Below are 15,730 nucleotides of genomic sequence, written 5' to 3'. Positions count from 1 at the left end.
CACGGCCGGCAGGAGCGCGTCGGCCCGCTCGCCCAGCGGCACCGGCGTCGGCTCGGCGGCGGTCCGCCGGGAGGTGCGCAGTCTGGTCAGCCGGCCGGGGCCGTCCGGAACGCGGTGGCGGCCGGGACCGGTCGGAAGGGGGCGCGAACGGGCGTGGGAACGGACACGGGACGGGGATCGGGTGCTCATGCCGGTCGACGGTAGGCGGGACGGGCCACCCCGGGTGATCATGGTTCTTTTCTGTGGACCACCCGCCGGCTGTGGAAAACTCCGTCACCTACCCGAGTGACACCACCACGCCCAGCAGCCCCGGCCCGGTGTGCGCGCCGATGACCGCGCCCACCTCGCTGACGTGCAGGTCCTTCAGCCCCGGCACCCTCTCCCGCAGCCGCTCCGCGAGTTGCTCGGCCCGGTCGGCCGCCGACAGGTGGTGTACGGCGATGTCCACGGCCGAGCCGCCCGCCCGGTCCACCGCGATCTCCTCCAGCCGGGCGATGGCCCGTGACGCGGTGCGGACCTTCTCCAGCGGCTCGATGCGGCCGTCCACCAGCTCCAGCAGCGGCTTGACCGCCAGCGCCGAGCCCAGCAGCGCCCGGGCGGCGCCGATGCGGCCGCCGCGCCGCAGATAGTCCAGGGTGTCGACGTAGAAGAAGGCGGAGGTCCCCTCGGCCCGCTTCCGGGCGGCGGCGACCGTCTCGTCCAGCGTGCCGCCCGCCTCGGCGGTCACGGCGGCGGTCAGGGCGCAGAAGCCCAGCGCCATCGCCACCATGCCGGTGTCCACGACCCTTACCGGTACGGGGGCCTCCCGTGCGGCGAGCACGGCCGCGTCGTAGGTGCCGGAGATCTCCGCCGACAGGTGGAGGGAGACGATGCCCGCCACGTCCGCCTGCTCGGCGACGGCGCGATAGGTGTCGGCGAAGACCCGCGGCGCGGGCCGGGAGGTGGTCACGGAACGCCGTTTCCTGAGCGCCTCGGCCAGCGACTGGGCGGAGATCTCGGTGCCCTCCTCCAGCGCCCGGTCGCCCAGCACCACGGTCAGCGGCACCGAGGTGATGCGGTGACGCTCCAGTGCCCCCTTCGGCAGGTAGGCCGTGGAGTCGGTGACGATCGCGACATGGCGGGACATGGAGCGGAGATTACCGGTCACTTCCTGGTGAAGGCGATGCGAACCGCGTGGTACGGCCCGTCGGCCGACTGCCCGCCGCGCGGCGCCTCACACGTCCTCACGCGCTCTGCGGACGGCCCCTGCCGAAGTCCGGGCCCGGCTCACGTCCGGATTCGCGCCCCGGCTCGGGGCCCGGTTCCGGGGCGCCGTCCTTGCGGAGGTCCGTGCGCCGTGGCGCTTCCGGGGCGGAAGCACCGAGGTCGGAGGGGGCGGAGAGGCCGGAAGGGCCGGAGGCGTCGGAGCCGCCGGGAATGCCGGGGGCCGGGACGGGGCCGGTGATCCCCGGGGCGGGGCCGGTACCGGCGCCGGGGACGGCGTCCGGCTCGGTCCAGTGCCGCAGCGCGCCCGCCTCCAGCTCGATCTGCTGGCTCAGCGCGGCCAGCTCGTCCTCGTCGTACCGCTGGGCGCGGTCCTGTGCGGCGAAGCGGAGGGAGTCCGCGGAGGACCGGATGCGCTGGGCGCGCTCGCGCGCCTCCGGCAGCCGGGCGGCGATCCGGGAGCGGTCCGGCTCGCGGTCCATCAGCAGCCGCAGTTCCCCGTCGAGCTGGCGGGCGTGCTCGTCCAGCCGGTCGAGCAGGCCGACGGACTCGCTCAGCGAGGGATCGTGCCGCATCCCGGTCTCCAGGGCGCGGCGGGTGCTGTCGAGGGAGGAGCGCAGCTCCAGCCGGAGCCGGGCCAGCTCGCCCGCCGGGCCGGGCTGGGCACCGCGGGCCTTGAGCGCGGTGTCCTCCACCGTCCGCCGCGCCTGGACTCCGGCCCGCTCCACGCCGCGCTTGACCGCACGTGCGGTCTTCACGGCGGCGATGGTGCCGGCCGTCGCGAAGAGCACGAAGAACAGTGCCATCAGGCCGATGACGAACTCCACAGGTCCGCTCCCTCGTCCGCCGTACGTCGCCGCCCCGCCCCCGGGCCCGGGGGCGGCCGTCCTTCCAGGGTAAACGGGAAAAGGCGGTCAGGGGTTCCGGCGGACCGGGGTCCGCCGGGCCCGCCCCGCTCCCCCCGGCCGCCCCCGCCGGTCCCCCGAAGGCCTCCGGGCTGTGCGCGGCCGCCGCTCGGTGGCCGTACACCGGCCGCCCGTCACCGGTTCGTCGCCGAAGAGCCGCCGTGTCGACCGGATCGCCGCGCCGGGCCTGCCGGTGGCCGCCCGCCGCTGGTCTACTTGCCGTGGACACCGGTACCGGGCTGGATGGTGGTGCGCTGATGACCGTGTGGACGAGACGAGCCGGAAGACGGAACGGAACCCGGGCCCCGGACGGGACCGGGGCCGGAGCCCCGGCCGAGGAGCTGGCCGAGGACCTGGCCGCCGTCGTGGGCCGCGAGCACGTCCGGGTGGACGACGGCGCGCTCGCCGCCTACGCCCGCGACGCCACCCCCCTGTTCAGCGCCCGGCCGCAGGCCGTGGTGCTGCCCGGCAGCACCGAGGAGGTCGCCGCGATCCTGCGGTACGCCACCGAACGGGGCGTGCCCGTCGTACCGCGCGGCGCCGGCTCCAACCTGTGCGCCGCCACCGTGCCCCTGAGCGGGGGCATCGTCATGGCCCTGACCCGGTTCGACCGCATCCTGGAGATCAGCCCGGGCGAGCTGCTGGCCCGGGTGCAGACCGGGGTCACCACCGCCGCCCTCGCCGACGCGGCGGCGGCGAAGGGCCTGCTGTACGCCCCCGACCCCGGCAGCCGCACCGTCTCCACCGTCGGCGGCAACGTGGCGACCTGCGCGGGCGGCCTGCGCGGCCTGAAGTACGGCGTCACCCGCAACTACGTGCTCGGCCTGGAGGCCGTCCTGCCCACCGGGGAGGTCATCCGCACCGGCGGCCGGCTGTGGAAGGACGTGGCCGGCTACGACCTCACCCGGCTGCTCACCGGCTCCGAGGGCACGCTCGCGGTGATCACCGAGGTCACCGTGGCCCTGCTGCCCGCACCCGAGGAGACCGGCACCGGCGTGGCCTACTTCGGCTCCCTGGCCGACGCCTCCCGCGCCGTGGCGGCCGTCATCGCCGACGGGATCGTCCCGGCCACCCTGGAGTTCCTCGACCGCAAGTGCGTCTCCGCCGTGGAGGAGTTCGCCGGGCTCGGACTGCGGCGGGACGCCGGGGCGCTGCTGCTCTTCGGCGACGACGGACCGGCGCGCACCGTGGCCGGCACCCTCGCCCGCATCGGGGAGGTGTGCACCGGGTCCGGTGCGCTGGAGGTCACCCTCGCCGAGGACATCGCCCGCTCCGACGCCCTGCTCGCGGCCCGCCGCTGCGCGCTCCCGGCGCTCTCCCGGCTGGGCGCGCTCACGATCCTGGAGGACGCCACCGTGCCCCGCCACCGGCTCGCCGAGATGGTCGACCGCGTCGACGAGATCGCCGACCGCCACGACCTGCGGATCGCCACCTTCGGGCACGCCGGGGACGGCAACCTCCACCCCACCTGCGTCCTGGACCCCGACGACACCGAGGGCGCCGACCGCGCCCACACGGCGTTCGGCGAGATCTTCGCCGCCGCCATCGCCATGGACGGCACCATCACCGGCGAGCACGGCGTCGGCGCCGCCAAGCTGCCCTATCTGGCCGACCGGATCGGCACCGACCAGGTCGACCTGCTGCGCCGCATCAAGCTGGCCTTCGACCCGGCGGGCATCCTCAACCCCGGAAAGCTGGGCTCGTGACCGGGCCCGCGAGCACGCCCCCCGGCCCGGGCGGAGGACAGGGCCGCGGCATCTTCGACAAGGAGCTGCTCGACCGCTGCATCTCCTGCGGGTTCTGCCTGCCCGCCTGCCCCACCTACGAGCTCACCGGCCAGGAGACCTCCTCCCCGCGCGGCCGCATCACCCTGATGCGGGCCCTGGAGTCCGGCGATCTCGCGCCGGACGACCCCACCCTGGTCGAGGAGTCGTCGTTCTGTCTGGGCTGCCGGGCCTGCGAGACGGTCTGCCCGGCGGGTGTGGAGTACGGACAGCTGCTGGAGCGGTGGCGCGACCACCAGTGGCAGGGGCCCGGCCGGCCGCTGATCGCCCGCGGGCTGAAGGCGCTGGTGTCCCGGCCCGGGCTGCTGCGGCTCCAGGGGCTCGTACGACGCCACGCCCGCGGCGGGGCCGCGCCGGAACAGGGGCAGGAACAGCGGCCCGTCTCGCTGATGCTGGGCTGCGTCGAACGCGGGCTGTACCCGGCGGTCTCCCGGGCCGCCCGGGAACTGCGGCCGGAACTCGCCGTCCCCGCCGGCCAGGGCTGCTGCGGCGCGCTGCACGCCCACAACGGCGACTCCGCCACCGGTGCCGCCCTGGCCCGCGGGCTCGGTGAGCGGTTGCCCGGCACCGTCGTGACCACCGCCGGCGGCTGCGCCGCCCACCTCGCCCACCACCTCGGCCGCGACCGCGTCCGCGAACTGAGCGAGTACCTCGGCCGCGCCGGCCACCGGTCGGCGGGCGAGGTCAGGGCGGGTGGCCGCCGGGCCCGGGTCACGCTCCAGGACTCCTGCCACCTGCGCAACGGACTGGGCGTGACCCGGCCGCCCCGGGACCTCGTCGCCGCGGTCGCCGACTACGTCGAACTCCCGGGCGCGGGCACCTGCTGCGGCGCCGCCGGCACGTACTCGATGCTGCGGCCGGACGACAGCAGGGCCGTTCTGGACCCCAAGCTGGACGCCCTGGCGGAGCTGGACGTGGACTACGTCGTGACGGTCAACCCGGGCTGTCTGCGCCAGCTCCGGCAGGGGCTGCGCCGCCGGCGCTCCCGGGTGAAGGCGGTCCATCTCGCCGAACTGCTCGTCATGGCCGCGCGGTCCGCGAAGGACGGCGGGACCGGTGACCCGGCGGAGGAATGAGCGGCACGGAGGAACGGGTGAGGGGCGCGGGGCCGGCCGGCCCCGCGCCCCTCACCCGTTCCGGAAACGGCGGCGCTCAGGCCGGGACGACGTTCACCAGCTTCGGCGCCCGGACGATCACCTTGCGGATGCCCGCACCGCCCAGCGCGGCCACGATCGCGGGCTCCGCCAGCGCCCGGGCCTCCAGATCCGCGTCCGAGATGTCCGGGGAGACCTCCAGGCGGGCCCTGACCTTGCCCCTGACCTGCACGACACAGGTCACCGTCTCGTCCACCACGTACCGCGGGTCGGCGACGGGGAAGGGCGCGTACACGACGCTGCCGGTGTGACCCAGCCGGTGCCACAGCTCCTCGCCGACGTGCGGGGCCAGCGGCGCGATCAGCAGCACCAGGTGCTCGGCCACCGAACGCGGCACCTCCCGCAGCCGGGTGGCGTGGTTGTTCAGCTCGGTGATCTTCGCGATGGCGGTGTTGAAGCGCAGGTTCTCCATGTCCTTGCGCACCCCGTCGACCGCCTTGTGGACCGCGCGCAGGGTCTCCTCGTCGGGCTCGGCGTCGACGACCGCGACCTCGCCGGTCGCCTCGTCCACGACGTTGCGCCACAGCCGCTGCAGCAGCCGGTACTGGCCGACGACCGCCCGGGTGTCCCACGGCCGCGACACGTCCAGCGGGCCCATGGCCATCTCGTACAGCCGCAGCGTGTCGGCGCCGTACTCGGCGCAGATCTCGTCCGGCGTGACGGCGTTCTTCAGGGACTTGCCCATCTTGCCCAGCGCCCGGCTGACCTTCTCGCCGTTGTACCAGTAGGCGCCGTCGCGCTCCTCCACCTCGGCGGCGGGCACCGCGATGCCGCGCGCGTCGCGGTAGACGTACGCCTGGATCATGCCCTGGTTGAACAGCTTGTGGAACGGCTCGGCCGAGGAGATGTGGCCCAGGTCGTACAGCACCTTGGACCAGAAGCGCGCGTACAGCAGGTGCAGTACGGCGTGCTCGGCGCCGCCGACGTACAGGTCGACGCCGCCCGTGGGCTTCCCCTCACGCGGGCCCATCCAGTAGCGCTCGATCTCCGGGTCGACCAGCTTCTCGCTGTTGTCCGGGTCCAGGTAGCGCAGCTCGTACCAGCACGAACCGGCCCAGTTGGGCATGGTGTTGGTCTCGCGGCGGAACCGGCGCGGGCCGCGGCCGTCGCCCAGGTCCAGGGTGACGTTCACCCACTCCTCGTTCCGCGACAGCGGGGTCTCGGGCTCGGTGTCGGCGTCGTCGGGGTCGAAGGTGCGCGGCGAGTAGTCCTCGACCTCGGGCAGTTCCAGCGGCAGCATCGACTCGGGCAGCGCGTGGGCGACGCCGTCCTCGTCGTAGACGATCGGGAAGGGCTCGCCCCAGTACCGCTGGCGGCTGAACAGCCAGTCGCGCAGCCGGTAGTTGACGGTGCCCTCGCCGATGCCGCGCTCGGCCAGCCACTGGCTCATCCGGGCCTTGGCCTCGGCCACGCCCAGGCCGTCCAGCGTCACGCCCTCGCCGGTGGAGTTGACGATCCGCGCGTCGTAGGAGGCGAAGGCGTCGTCCCAGCCGGCCGGGTCGGTGCCGCGGCCGTCGGTGGGCTCGACGACACAGCGCATCGGCAGCTCGAAGGCGCGGGCGAAGGCGAAGTCGCGACTGTCGTGCGCGGGGACGGCCATGATGGCGCCGGTGCCGTAGCCCATCAGCACGTAGTCGGCGACGAACACCGGGATCCGTTCGCCGTTGGCCGGGTTGACGGCCCAGGCGCCGGTGAAGACACCGGTCTTCTCCCGGTCCTCGCCGGCCTCGGCCTGCCGCTCGACGTCCGACTTGGCCGCGGCCTGCTTGCGGTACGCGGAGACCGCCTCGGCGGGGGTGGCGTGGCCGCCGGTCCACGCCTCGCGGGTGCCCTCGGGCCAGGCGCCGGGGACGATCCGGTCCACCAGGTCGTGCTCGGGGGCCAGCACCATGTAGGTGGCGCCGAACAGGGTGTCCTGGCGGGTGGTGAAGACGGTGATCCGCTCACCGGATTCCGCGCCGCCGGCGGCCCCCTCGACCGGGAACTCGACGCGGGCGCCCTCGCTGCGGCCGATCCAGTTGCGCTGCTGCAGCTTGATGGCCTCGGGCCAGTCCAGCGTGTCCAGGTCCGCCAGCAGCCGCTCGGCGTACGCGGTGATGCGCATGTTCCACTGGCGCAGTCTGGCCTTGAAGACGGGGAAGTTGCCGCGCTCGGAGCGGCCCTCGGCGGTGACCTCCTCGTTGGCCAGGACGGTGCCCAGGCCGGGGCACCAGTTGACCGGCGCGTCCGAGGCGTAGGCCAGTCGGTACCCGCCCAGCACGTCGGCCCGCTCGGTCTCGCTCAGCTCGCTCCAGGGCCTGCCGTCGGGGGTGGGACGCGTACCGTTCTCGAACCGCTCGACCAGTTCGGCGATCGGGCGGGCCCGGCCGGCCTCCTCGTCGTACCAGGAGTTGAAGATCTGCAGGAAGATCCACTGGGTCCAGCGGTAGTAGTCCGGGGCGATCGTGGCGAACGAGCGGCGCTGGTCGTGGCCCAGGCCCAGCCGTCGCAGCTGGGCCCGCATGTTCTCGATGTTGGCCTCGGTGGAGACCCGCGGATGGGTGCCGGTCTGCACGGCGTACTGCTCGGCGGGCAGGCCGAAGGCGTCGAAGCCCAGGGTGTGCAGGACGTTGTGGCCGGTCATGCGCAGATGGCGCGCGGCGACGTCGGTGGCGATGTAGCCCAGCGGGTGTCCGACGTGCAGTCCGGCGCCCGAGGGGTACGGGAACATGTCCATGATGAACCGCTGGGGCCGGGCCACCGTCTCCCGGTCCCCGGCCAGGTCGCCGGTGGGGTTGGGGGCCTCGTAGGTGCCCTGCTCTTCCCAGAAGTCCTGCCAGCGCGCCTCGATCTCGGCGGCCAGCGCGGCCGTGTAGCGATGGGGGGCCGCGGTCTCCGCGGCGGCGGTGGTCTCGCTCATCGTCCTCTAAGCTCCATCGGTCGTCATCTGCCCGCGGGACCCGGGCCCGGGCGGGGCCGGTGGGCCGCGGCCCGCGGAGCAGCCGTGGCCCGGAAAGCAAAAGACCCCTCGCACAGGAGGGGACGCCGCGCTGATTCCGGCTCTCCCGGCCGGGCCGGGAAGTCGGCGGTCGTTCAGCGCGGCCCGCTAAGCAGAAGGCGTACGGCACGCATGGCGTCAGGGTACCGCAAGGGCCTGACGGGGCCGGTATTCCGTCCACGGCCCGGACCGGCGAACGGACGGAGCCGTGACACGGAGAAGAGCGGGCCGCCCTTCCGGACGGCCCGCTCTTCTCTCGGTGTGGAGCTAAGGAGAATCGAACTCCTGACCTCTTGCATGCCATGCAAGCGCTCTACCAACTGAGCTATAGCCCCGAGTGTGGTCCGCTCGCGGTCTCCCGCGGCGGCGACGCCTACTCTACACGGCTCCCGCCGCACTTCACCAAATCCATATCCGACCGCGCCGCCCCAGAAAGGGCCCGGAAGCCGCAGAAGGCACAGCAGGCGCGGAAACCGGGGAACGTGGCGGACTCCGGCTCCCCGTGCCGGGACCGACGGCGCGATCAGGCCGCCACGAAGGAGTAGAAACGCTTGAGGGTGCAGTGCTCCTCCAGCAGCCGCCCGTAGATCGGCTCGCCCTCCAGCTCCCGGTAGATCTCGATCGGGTCACCCTTGATGATCAGTGCCCGCGCGCACTCGACGCACCAGTACTGGTAGGCCGCGTTGACCGGCTCCATGTCGCGGACGATCGGAGTGCCCCTACCGCACCAGTCGCACTTCCTGCTGTGTGCACCCATGTCCGTCAGTCAACTCCAGCCGTGGCCGCGGGCGTGCGCACGTGGGAAAACCCTCCGTTGTCTGCGTTGCTCCCGAACGCTTCGGCGACGTCTTCCGATCCACGGACCGACAACCGTGGAGCCGTGGACCCCCTCGGCATCGCGGTGTCCCTCCTCGGCCTCGCGCCCACCGAGCCGCTCCGGTGGTACGCCGCCTTGTTCAGTGCTCCGATTCTGCCATGCTCCGCCCCCGGGCAGCAGTACGCCGGATGCGCCCGCTCCGTTCAACATCCCCCGTCTCAACGCCCTCCGTTCACGGACCGGAACCTCACCGGGCACCGCGGCGGCGGCCACGGCCGGGCGGCGGGGCGAGACGGGAGGGGGCGGAACGGGGAAAGCGGGGCCGGAAGACCGGGCCGGCCGGGACGGGCACCGGCGGAAAGCGACGATCCCGCCCCCTGCCGGACGGGGACGGGATCGGATGTCCTGTGGAGCTAAGGAGAATCGAACTCCTGACCTCTTGCATGCCATGCAAGCGCTCTACCAACTGAGCTATAGCCCCAAACCCGCGGCTCCGCCGTTTCCACCGCGGTGCCGTGAACGGGAAGAAGCTTAACCGGTGACCTGCCCGGATGCGAAATCCGCCGCCGGGCCCGCCCCGGAGCCGTGCCGCCCCGGGCCCCGCCGGTCAGACGTCGTCGCCGAGGACCGGTTCGGGGAGTGTCCCGGCGTTGTGCTCCAGCAGCCGCCATCCGCGGGCGCCCTCGCCCAGGACGGACCAGCAGCAGTTGGTCAGCCCGCCCAGCGCCTCCCAGGAGCGCGGCTCCAGACCGAGCAGCCGGCCGATGGTGGTGCGGATGGTGCCGCCGTGGCTGACCACCACCAGCACCCCGCCGTCCGGCAGCTTGTCGGCGCTGCGCTCGACGACCGGCGCCGCGCGCTCGGCCACCTCCGTCTCCAGCTCGCCGCCGCCGCGCCGCACGGGCTCGCCGCGCTTCCAGGCGGCGTACTCCTCGCCGTACCGCTCGACGATCTCCTCGTGCGTCAGACCCTGCCAGACACCGGCGTACGTCTCGCGCAGCCCCTCGTCGTGGGAGACCTCCAGACCGGTGACCGCGGCCAGCTGGGCGGCGGTGTCGGCGGCGCGCCTCAGGTCGGAGGCGATGATCGCGTCCGGGCGGAGCGCCGCGAGCAGCCGGGCCGCGCGCCGCGCCTGCTCCAGGCCCGTCTCGGTCAGCTCGATGTCCGTGGTGCCCTGGAAGCGGCGCTCGAGGTTCCACGCGGTCTGGCCGTGCCGCCACAGCACGATCCGGCGGCCGCGTCCCACCACCCGTCCGTTCAGCTCACTCACCGCCCTCGTGCGCGGCGGCCTCACCCTTGCCCCGGGTGGCCTCGGCGTCCTCCGGCAGGTCGAGCCGCGGGCAGTCCTTCCACAGCCGCTCCAGCGCGTAGAACACCCGCTCCTCGCTGTGCTGGACGTGCACCACGATGTCGACGAAGTCGAGCAGGACCCAGCGGCCCTCGCGTTCGCCCTCCCGGCGGACCGGCTTGACGCCCTTCTCCTTCTGCAGCCGCTCCTCGATCTCGTCGACGATCGACTTGACCTGGCGGTCGTTGGGAGCGGACGCCAGCAGGAAGGCGTCGGTGATGGAGAGCACATCGCTGACGTCGTACGCGACGATGTCGTGGGCGAGCTTGTCGGCGGCGGCCTGGGCGGCTGCGCTGATCAGCTCGATGGAGCGGTCCGTGGCGGTCACAGGCAACGCTTTCGATCGGTGGTCAACAACCTCTCCAGGATCTCACGATCCGCCGCGGTCCGGCTCCCGCCGGCCGCGGCGGCCGTCAGCCCGCCCGCGCCATCGGCCCTCAGCCGTCCGCGGGCTCGTAGTCCCCGCCCAGCACCACCGTCACATCGGCGTTCGCCGCGCCCTTGCCCTTGGCGACGGACTTCTCCGGCAGTCCGAGCGTCCTGGCGACCTCCAGGGCCTTCGCCTTGTCCGCCGAGTCCGCGTACGTCACCCTGCTGCCCTCCTGGGCGGAGCCCGTGCCGCCGCCGACCACGGTGTACCCGGCGTTCACCAGAGTCACCCGGGCGGTCCCGGCGGCGTCCTCCTCCCCGGTGGCGTTCTTCAGGCTCACCCGCGGGGTGGCGTTCGGGTCGGTGTTCTTCACCGTGCCGCCGAGCACGTCCTTGACCAGGCCGTCGCTGACCTTCTCGCTCAGGGTGCCGTCCTCCTCCACCGGCAGCAGCTCGGTGGCGTGGTCGCCCTTCTTCGCGTACCCGGCCAGCGGGGCGAGACTGGCGCCGAGCTGGGCCTCCGTCAGGGAGGGGTCGTGTATCTGCGCCAGCGCGCCGACGGTTTTGATGGCGGTCGCCGGATCGTCGGACATCTTCTCCAGCGTGGCCTCGACCACCTGGCCGAACCGGGCGAGCTGCTCGGTCTGGGACTCCCCGGCGGCCCGGTGGGTGGCGTAGGCGACGGCGGCCTTCCCGTCGAGGTCCCGCTCCTCGCCCTTCTCCACCAGCGGGTCGTCGCCCTTCTTGGCGCCGGGCACCGTGGCATCGGCGTCGAGGGTGATGCCGCCGACCAGCTCGACCCAGTTCTCCAGGTAGGGGGTGTCCAGCCGCCAGGTGCCCCGGATCTCGGTGCCGAGCAGCAGGCCCAGCGCGTCGCGGGTGGCGGCGGCGCCCTCGGACTGGAACGCCTTGCCCAGCGTGGTCGCCGCGCCCGCTCCCCCGGCGGAGGAGACCGCCAGGGAGTTGGGCAGCAGGACGGTGGTGCCCTTCCCCGCCGTCTCGTTGTTGACCAGCAGCGCGGTGGAGGTCTCGCCGCCGTCCACCTCACGCAGGTGGACGACGATCACCGAGCGCTTCTGGGCGCCGCCCGCCGCCGGGCCCGATTCCTCGGAGCCGGACAGGCCGGGCAGCAGGCCCGCGGCCCACAGCCAGCCGACCCCGCCCACCAGCACCACGGCGAGCGCGGCGACCAGCGCCACCGTGCGGTTGCGGCCCCGGCGTTTGGCCTCCTCGCGCCGCTCGGTGCGGCTCTCGGAGAACTTCAGCCAGTCGATGACGTCCTCGGTCTCCCCGTCCTGCTCCTCGACGAAGGAGAACTCCTCGGTGCGGTACTCCCCGTCCGCACCCGTGTCCGCACCCGTGTTCCCGTCCGGGGAGGCGGCCGCGCCGTCCGTCCCGGCCGTGTTGTCGTCCGTACCGCCCGGGCCGCCGGCCGCGGTCCCGCCCCCCTCCTCGTACCAGGGGGCCTGGGGCTGCTGCGGGATCCAGACACCGTCCGCCCGCGGCTGCTGACCGGTGTCGGACGGATACGGGGTGTACGGGTCGTACGCGGGCTGCTGTCCCGTGCCGGGGGCGGGGTCGGAGTAGTCGCCGGGGGCGTAGGCGGAAGGGCCGGAGGGGTGGCCGGTGGTGTGCGGGTCCTGTCCGTAGGACCCCGGGGCATAGGAGTCCCGGGAGTAGAGGTCCTGGGAGTAGGAGTCCTGGGTGCCCTGGGCGTGGGGGTCGGGCGCGTAGCCGCCGGAGGCGTACGTTCCGTAGGGGTCGTACGCGTCGTACGCGGGCCGCTGCCCCGTCCCGGCGTCCGGTGCGGGGTAGCCGTCCTCCGGTTCGGTGCGGACCGGACGGCCGTACTCGTCGTAGCCGTAGCCGTAGCCGTAGTCGTAGCCGCCCGCCCGTGGCGGCTCTCCCGGCCCGTAGGGGTCCTGTCGGTCGTTCACGGCTGCCGCCCCTCTAGCTCTTCCGCGCCTGAGCGTCCCGGTACAGCTGGCGTTTGTTGATGTAACGCACCACCCCGTCCGGTACCAGGTACCAGACGGGATCCCCCTGCGCCACTCGCGCGCGGCAGTCAGTCGAGGAGATCGCCAGCGCCGGGACCTCGATCAGCGACACCCCGCCGTCCGGCAGCCCCGGGTCGGCCAGCGGGTGTCCGGGACGGGTGACGCCGATGAAGTGGGCGAGCGAGAACAGCTCCTCGGCGTCGCGCCAGGTGAGGATCTGGGCGAGCGCGTCCGCGCCGGTGATGAAGAACAGCTCGGCGTCGGGTTCCAGCGCCCTCAGGTCCCGCAGTGTGTCGATGGTGTACGTCCGGCCGCCGCGGTCGATGTCGATGCGGCTGACGGAGAACTGCGGGTTGGAGGCGGTCGCGATGACCGTCATCAGATAGCGGTCCTCGGCCGGCGACACCACCTTGTGGCTCTTCTGCCACGGCTGCCCGGTCGGCACGAAGACGACCTCGTCGAGGTGGAACCGCGCCGCCACCTCGCTCGCCGCGACCAGGTGCCCGTGGTGGATCGGGTCGAACGTCCCGCCCATGACCCCCAGCCGCCGCCCCGCGGTCGCGGTGCCGGGCACTATGTGCTCTCCCATGCGTGCCGACCTTAGCCGTCCGATGCCGTTCGCGTCGCTCCCGGGAACGCGGAGCTCAGCGGTCCCGGTTGAAGCGGGTGGTGATCCACAGCAGCAGCATCAGCGCCAGGAAGGCGCCGACACCGGTGACGTACGGGTTGACGGCCGCTTCGCCGTGCTCGCCGTTCTCGGTGGCGAGGAGGGTGAGGCTGTGCGCGGTGTCGGGGAGCGTCATCTCTGCAGACCCATCCGGTAGGAGCGGAAACTTGAGGCACATCGTAAGCGGGCCGGGATGCTGTGGCGTGCGGCACCCACCGCCTAGGGTGGGGCGCGACAGGGGGACGGGGCCGGACGAGACCCGCAGGGGGCAGACGATGACCGAGTCCAGTGGCAGCACCGAGCATCTCCCGGGCCGCAGCAGACGGCGCTTCCCGGGGATCTCCTCACGGGCGTACGAGCACCCCGCGGACCGTTCGGCGCTGGTGGCGCTGCGCAGGCTGAGCGGGTTCGACACGGTCTTCAAGGCACTGAGCGGGCTGCTGCCCGAGCGCAGCCTGCGGCTGCTGTTCCTGTCCGACTCGGTGCGGGTGGACGACGCGCAGTTCGCCCACCTGTACGCCATGCTGCGGGACGCCTGCTACGTCCTGGACCTGGAGAAGGTCCCGCCGATGTACGTCACCCAGGACCCGAGGCCCAACGCCATGTGCATCGGTCTGGACGAGCCGATCATCGTGGTGACGACCGGGCTGGTGGAGCTGCTGGACGAGGAGGAGATGCGGGCGGTGATCGGCCACGAGGTCGGTCATGCCCTGTCCGGTCACGCGGTCTACCGCACCATCCTGCTCTTCCTGACGGGCCTGGCCGTGAAGGTGGCGTGGATACCGCTGGGCAATGTGGCGGTCATGGCGATCGTGACGGCGCTGCGCGAGTGGTTCCGCAAGTCGGAGCTGTCGGCGGACCGGGCCGGGCTGCTGGTCGGCCAGGACCTCCAGGCGTCGATGCGCGGTCTGATGAAGATCGCGGGCGGCAACCACCTGCACCAGATGAACGTGGACGCGTTCCTGAAGCAGGCCGAGGAGTACGAGTCCAGCGGCGACCTGCGCGACTCCGTCCTGAAGATCCTCAACGTGCTGCCGCGCAGCCACCCCTTCACCACGGTGCGCGCCGCGGAGCTGCGCCGCTGGGCCGCCGGCCGCGACTACCAGCGGATCATGGACGGCCACTACCCGCGGCGCGAGGACGACAAGGAGACCTCGGTCTACGAGTCGTTCCGGCAGTCCGCGAACCACTACTCCGAGACCGTGCGGACCAGCAAGGACCCGCTGATGGGCCTGCTGCGGGACCTCACCGACGGCGCCGGGGACCTCGGCGGCAGACTGCGCGACCGCTTCACCGGGCGTCCGGGCGACGGCGGTGGCAACGGTGGCGGCGGCAAGGGTCCGGGGCCGGGCGGCGGCGCTACGGGCTCGGCCGGGAGCTAGGGTCCAGGGTCCCGCACAGCGGAACGGCGGGATCCCCCCGCTCGTACGGGTCGGTGGCGGCGGGACGGTCGTCCCCGGCGGTCTGCCCGGCCGTCAGGGGCCGCAGCACGTCGTGGGGCCGGGCGGTGCAGGACATCGGCCCGGCCCGCACCGTGGCCCGCTCCACCGTGACCTGCTGGTCGCGCAGGTCCTCGCGGTCGAAGCGCAGCAGCAGCTCGCGCCGCACCGTGAACAGCGAGGCTCCGGGTGCGTCGGCGTCTTCCGCCTCCCCGTCCCGGACCGCCGAGGACCCGACCGGACGGACGGCGTAGACGAGGACGTGGTCGGTGCGGACCTCCAGGGTGCCGGAGTCCTCCTCCCGGACCTCCATGGTCCCGTGCACCCGCACCCCCGCACCGGTCAGCACCGTGCTGTCCGGGTGGAAGCGCACCAGCCAGCCGGTCGCCTCGTGGTGTCCGTCGGCGGCGGGCCGCTCCAGACTGCGGTCGAACTGCGGATGCTGGTCCGGGTCGAGCAGTATCCGCACCGGGCGCGCGGTCTCGCCGCCCAGCACCTCCGGGTTGAGGGAGCTCTCGACCACGTACTCCTTGGCGGTGGCCAGCGCGGCGAGCACCTGACTCTCGGCGAAGTGGGCCGTGGCGCGGACCGGGGGCAGCGTCACCCCGGCGGCGCCGACGTAGAACTCCGCGGCCGGGCTGCGCTCGAAGAGCCGCTCCGGCCGGCCGCCGGGCACCGCCCCGACCGGTGAGAGCGGGACCACCGTGCTGCTCAGCGGCTGCCGCTCCGCCGGCTCCCGGGAGTGCGGGGTGGAGCGGGTGCCCAGGTAGACGGCGGTGCCGAAGGCGAGCGCCAGCAGCAGCACCAGGACCAGGCCCCGCCACACCGGGCCGCGCGGGGGCCCGGGCTGCAGGGCACGCACCGGGTGCTCGTGGTCCGCCAGCCGCTCCCGCGCGGAGAACTCCTGGAGCCGGGCAGCGCGCACGAAGGACTCGTCGAAGACCGTGGAACGGTACTCGTCGTCACCACCGCCCGGGACACCCTCGGGCGGTAGGTCTCCAGGCCCGGCCATACCTTCAGGGTAGGTCTGCGGAAAGGTTCGCAAACGTCCTGACAAGCCAGTTTTTCGG

13 protein-coding genes and 2 tRNA genes are annotated in these 15,730 nt (G+C 73.3%); 3 read left to right on the top strand and 12 right to left on the bottom strand.

Annotated features, from left to right (window positions below; all coding sequences use genetic code 11):
• Positions 1 to 277: 277 nt before the first annotated feature.
• Positions 278 to 1,126 (bottom strand): DegV family protein, encoded by an 849-nt coding sequence (locus V1L54_RS01810; protein WP_330115993.1) that lies wholly within the window; start codon positions 1,124 to 1,126, stop codon positions 278 to 280.
• Between the two features lie 97 nt (positions 1,127 to 1,223).
• Positions 1,224 to 2,030, bottom strand: a complete 807-nt coding sequence (locus tag V1L54_RS01805) for a hypothetical protein (RefSeq protein WP_330115992.1) — start codon at positions 2,028 to 2,030, stop codon at positions 1,224 to 1,226.
• Positions 2,031 to 2,329: 299 nt separating this feature from the next.
• On the opposite strand from V1L54_RS01805, the gene V1L54_RS01800 reads away from it, so the two are divergent.
• Together V1L54_RS01800 and V1L54_RS01795 are read left to right on the top strand one after the other, a co-directional pair.
• Entirely contained in the window at positions 2,330 to 3,814 is a 1,485-nt protein-coding gene (locus V1L54_RS01800) for an FAD-binding oxidoreductase (protein ID WP_330115991.1), read from the top strand.
• On the top strand, positions 3,811 to 4,968 hold the full coding sequence (locus V1L54_RS01795; protein WP_330115990.1) for a (Fe-S)-binding protein: 1,158 nt from the start codon (positions 3,811 to 3,813) through the stop codon (positions 4,966 to 4,968). The genes V1L54_RS01800 and V1L54_RS01795 overlap by 4 nt, the downstream gene beginning before the upstream one ends.
• 76 nt (positions 4,969 to 5,044) lie before the next feature.
• On the opposite strand, the gene leuS is transcribed toward V1L54_RS01795, so the two are convergent.
• The 9 genes from leuS to V1L54_RS01750 all read right to left on the bottom strand — a co-directional run bounded on the left by leuS (position 5,045) and on the right by V1L54_RS01750 (position 13,357).
• A complete protein-coding gene (leuS, locus tag V1L54_RS01790; RefSeq protein ID WP_330115989.1) occupies positions 5,045 to 7,945 on the bottom strand; it encodes a leucine--tRNA ligase in 2,901 nt (966 codons plus the stop codon).
• Positions 7,946 to 8,285: 340 nt separating this feature from the next.
• Positions 8,286 to 8,358, bottom strand: a tRNA-Ala gene (locus V1L54_RS01785).
• Positions 8,359 to 8,546: 188 nt separating this feature from the next.
• Positions 8,547 to 8,780 (bottom strand): hypothetical protein, encoded by a 234-nt coding sequence (locus tag V1L54_RS01780; protein WP_100204881.1) that lies wholly within the window; start codon positions 8,778 to 8,780, stop codon positions 8,547 to 8,549.
• A gap of 468 nt (positions 8,781 to 9,248) precedes the next feature.
• Positions 9,249 to 9,321: transfer RNA gene (locus V1L54_RS01775), tRNA-Ala, on the bottom strand.
• A gap of 126 nt (positions 9,322 to 9,447) precedes the next feature.
• On the bottom strand, positions 9,448 to 10,101 hold the full coding sequence (locus V1L54_RS01770; RefSeq protein WP_443076448.1) for a histidine phosphatase family protein: 654 nt from the start codon (positions 10,099 to 10,101) through the stop codon (positions 9,448 to 9,450).
• A gap of 1 nt (position 10,102) precedes the next feature.
• Positions 10,103 to 10,516 (bottom strand): ribosome silencing factor, encoded by a 414-nt coding sequence (rsfS, locus tag V1L54_RS01765; RefSeq protein ID WP_330115987.1) that lies wholly within the window; start codon positions 10,514 to 10,516, stop codon positions 10,103 to 10,105.
• Between the two features lie 109 nt (positions 10,517 to 10,625).
• Positions 10,626 to 12,494 carry an LCP family protein gene (locus tag V1L54_RS01760; protein ID WP_330115986.1) on the bottom strand — a complete coding sequence of 623 codons (1,869 nt, stop codon included), beginning with the start codon at positions 12,492 to 12,494 and terminating at the stop codon, positions 10,626 to 10,628.
• A 13-nt stretch (positions 12,495 to 12,507) separates the two neighbouring features.
• Positions 12,508 to 13,143 carry a nicotinate-nucleotide adenylyltransferase gene (nadD, locus tag V1L54_RS01755; protein WP_100204877.1) on the bottom strand — a complete coding sequence of 212 codons (636 nt, stop codon included), beginning with the start codon at positions 13,141 to 13,143 and terminating at the stop codon, positions 12,508 to 12,510.
• A 55-nt stretch (positions 13,144 to 13,198) separates the two neighbouring features.
• Positions 13,199 to 13,357: a hypothetical protein gene (locus V1L54_RS01750; protein WP_330115985.1), complete on the bottom strand. Its 159-nt coding sequence runs from the start codon at positions 13,355 to 13,357 to the stop codon at positions 13,199 to 13,201.
• A gap of 139 nt (positions 13,358 to 13,496) precedes the next feature.
• Between V1L54_RS01750 and V1L54_RS01745 the strand changes: the two genes are divergently transcribed.
• Positions 13,497 to 14,603, top strand: a complete 1,107-nt coding sequence (locus V1L54_RS01745; protein ID WP_330115984.1) for a M48 family metallopeptidase — start codon at positions 13,497 to 13,499, stop codon at positions 14,601 to 14,603.
• Here the strand turns inward: V1L54_RS01745 and V1L54_RS01740 are convergent.
• Positions 14,581 to 15,672, bottom strand: coding sequence for an SCO2583 family membrane protein (locus tag V1L54_RS01740; protein WP_330115983.1), 1,092 nt, complete (start codon positions 15,670 to 15,672; stop codon positions 14,581 to 14,583). The genes V1L54_RS01745 and V1L54_RS01740 overlap by 23 nt on opposite strands.
• Between the last annotated feature and the right edge of the window lie 58 nt (positions 15,673 to 15,730).

The organism is Streptomyces rubellus, assembly GCF_036323805.1.
GTDB lineage: Bacteria > Actinomycetota > Actinomycetes > Streptomycetales > Streptomycetaceae > Streptomyces.
Note: the sequence above shows the minus strand (reverse complement) of the source record. Positions and strands in the feature narration are given on the sequence as shown.

Excerpts from the sequence above, each read along its gene's own strand:
- V1L54_RS01810 (WP_330115993.1), bottom strand. The coding sequence starts at position 1,126 with ATGTCCCGCCATGTCGCGATCGTCACCGACTCCACGGCCTACCTGCCG.
- leuS (WP_330115989.1), bottom strand. The coding sequence starts at position 7,945 with ATGAGCGAGACCACCGCCGCCGCGGAGACCGCGGCCCCCCATCGCTAC.
- V1L54_RS01780 (WP_100204881.1), bottom strand. The coding sequence starts at position 8,780 with ATGGGTGCACACAGCAGGAAGTGCGACTGGTGCGGTAGGGGCACTCCG.
- nadD (WP_100204877.1), bottom strand. The coding sequence starts at position 13,143 with ATGGGAGAGCACATAGTGCCCGGCACCGCGACCGCGGGGCGGCGGCTG.
- V1L54_RS01750 (WP_330115985.1), bottom strand. The coding sequence starts at position 13,357 with ATGACGCTCCCCGACACCGCGCACAGCCTCACCCTCCTCGCCACCGAG.
- V1L54_RS01745 (WP_330115984.1), top strand. The coding sequence starts at position 13,497 with ATGACCGAGTCCAGTGGCAGCACCGAGCATCTCCCGGGCCGCAGCAGA.
- V1L54_RS01740 (WP_330115983.1), bottom strand. The coding sequence starts at position 15,672 with ATGGCCGGGCCTGGAGACCTACCGCCCGAGGGTGTCCCGGGCGGTGGT.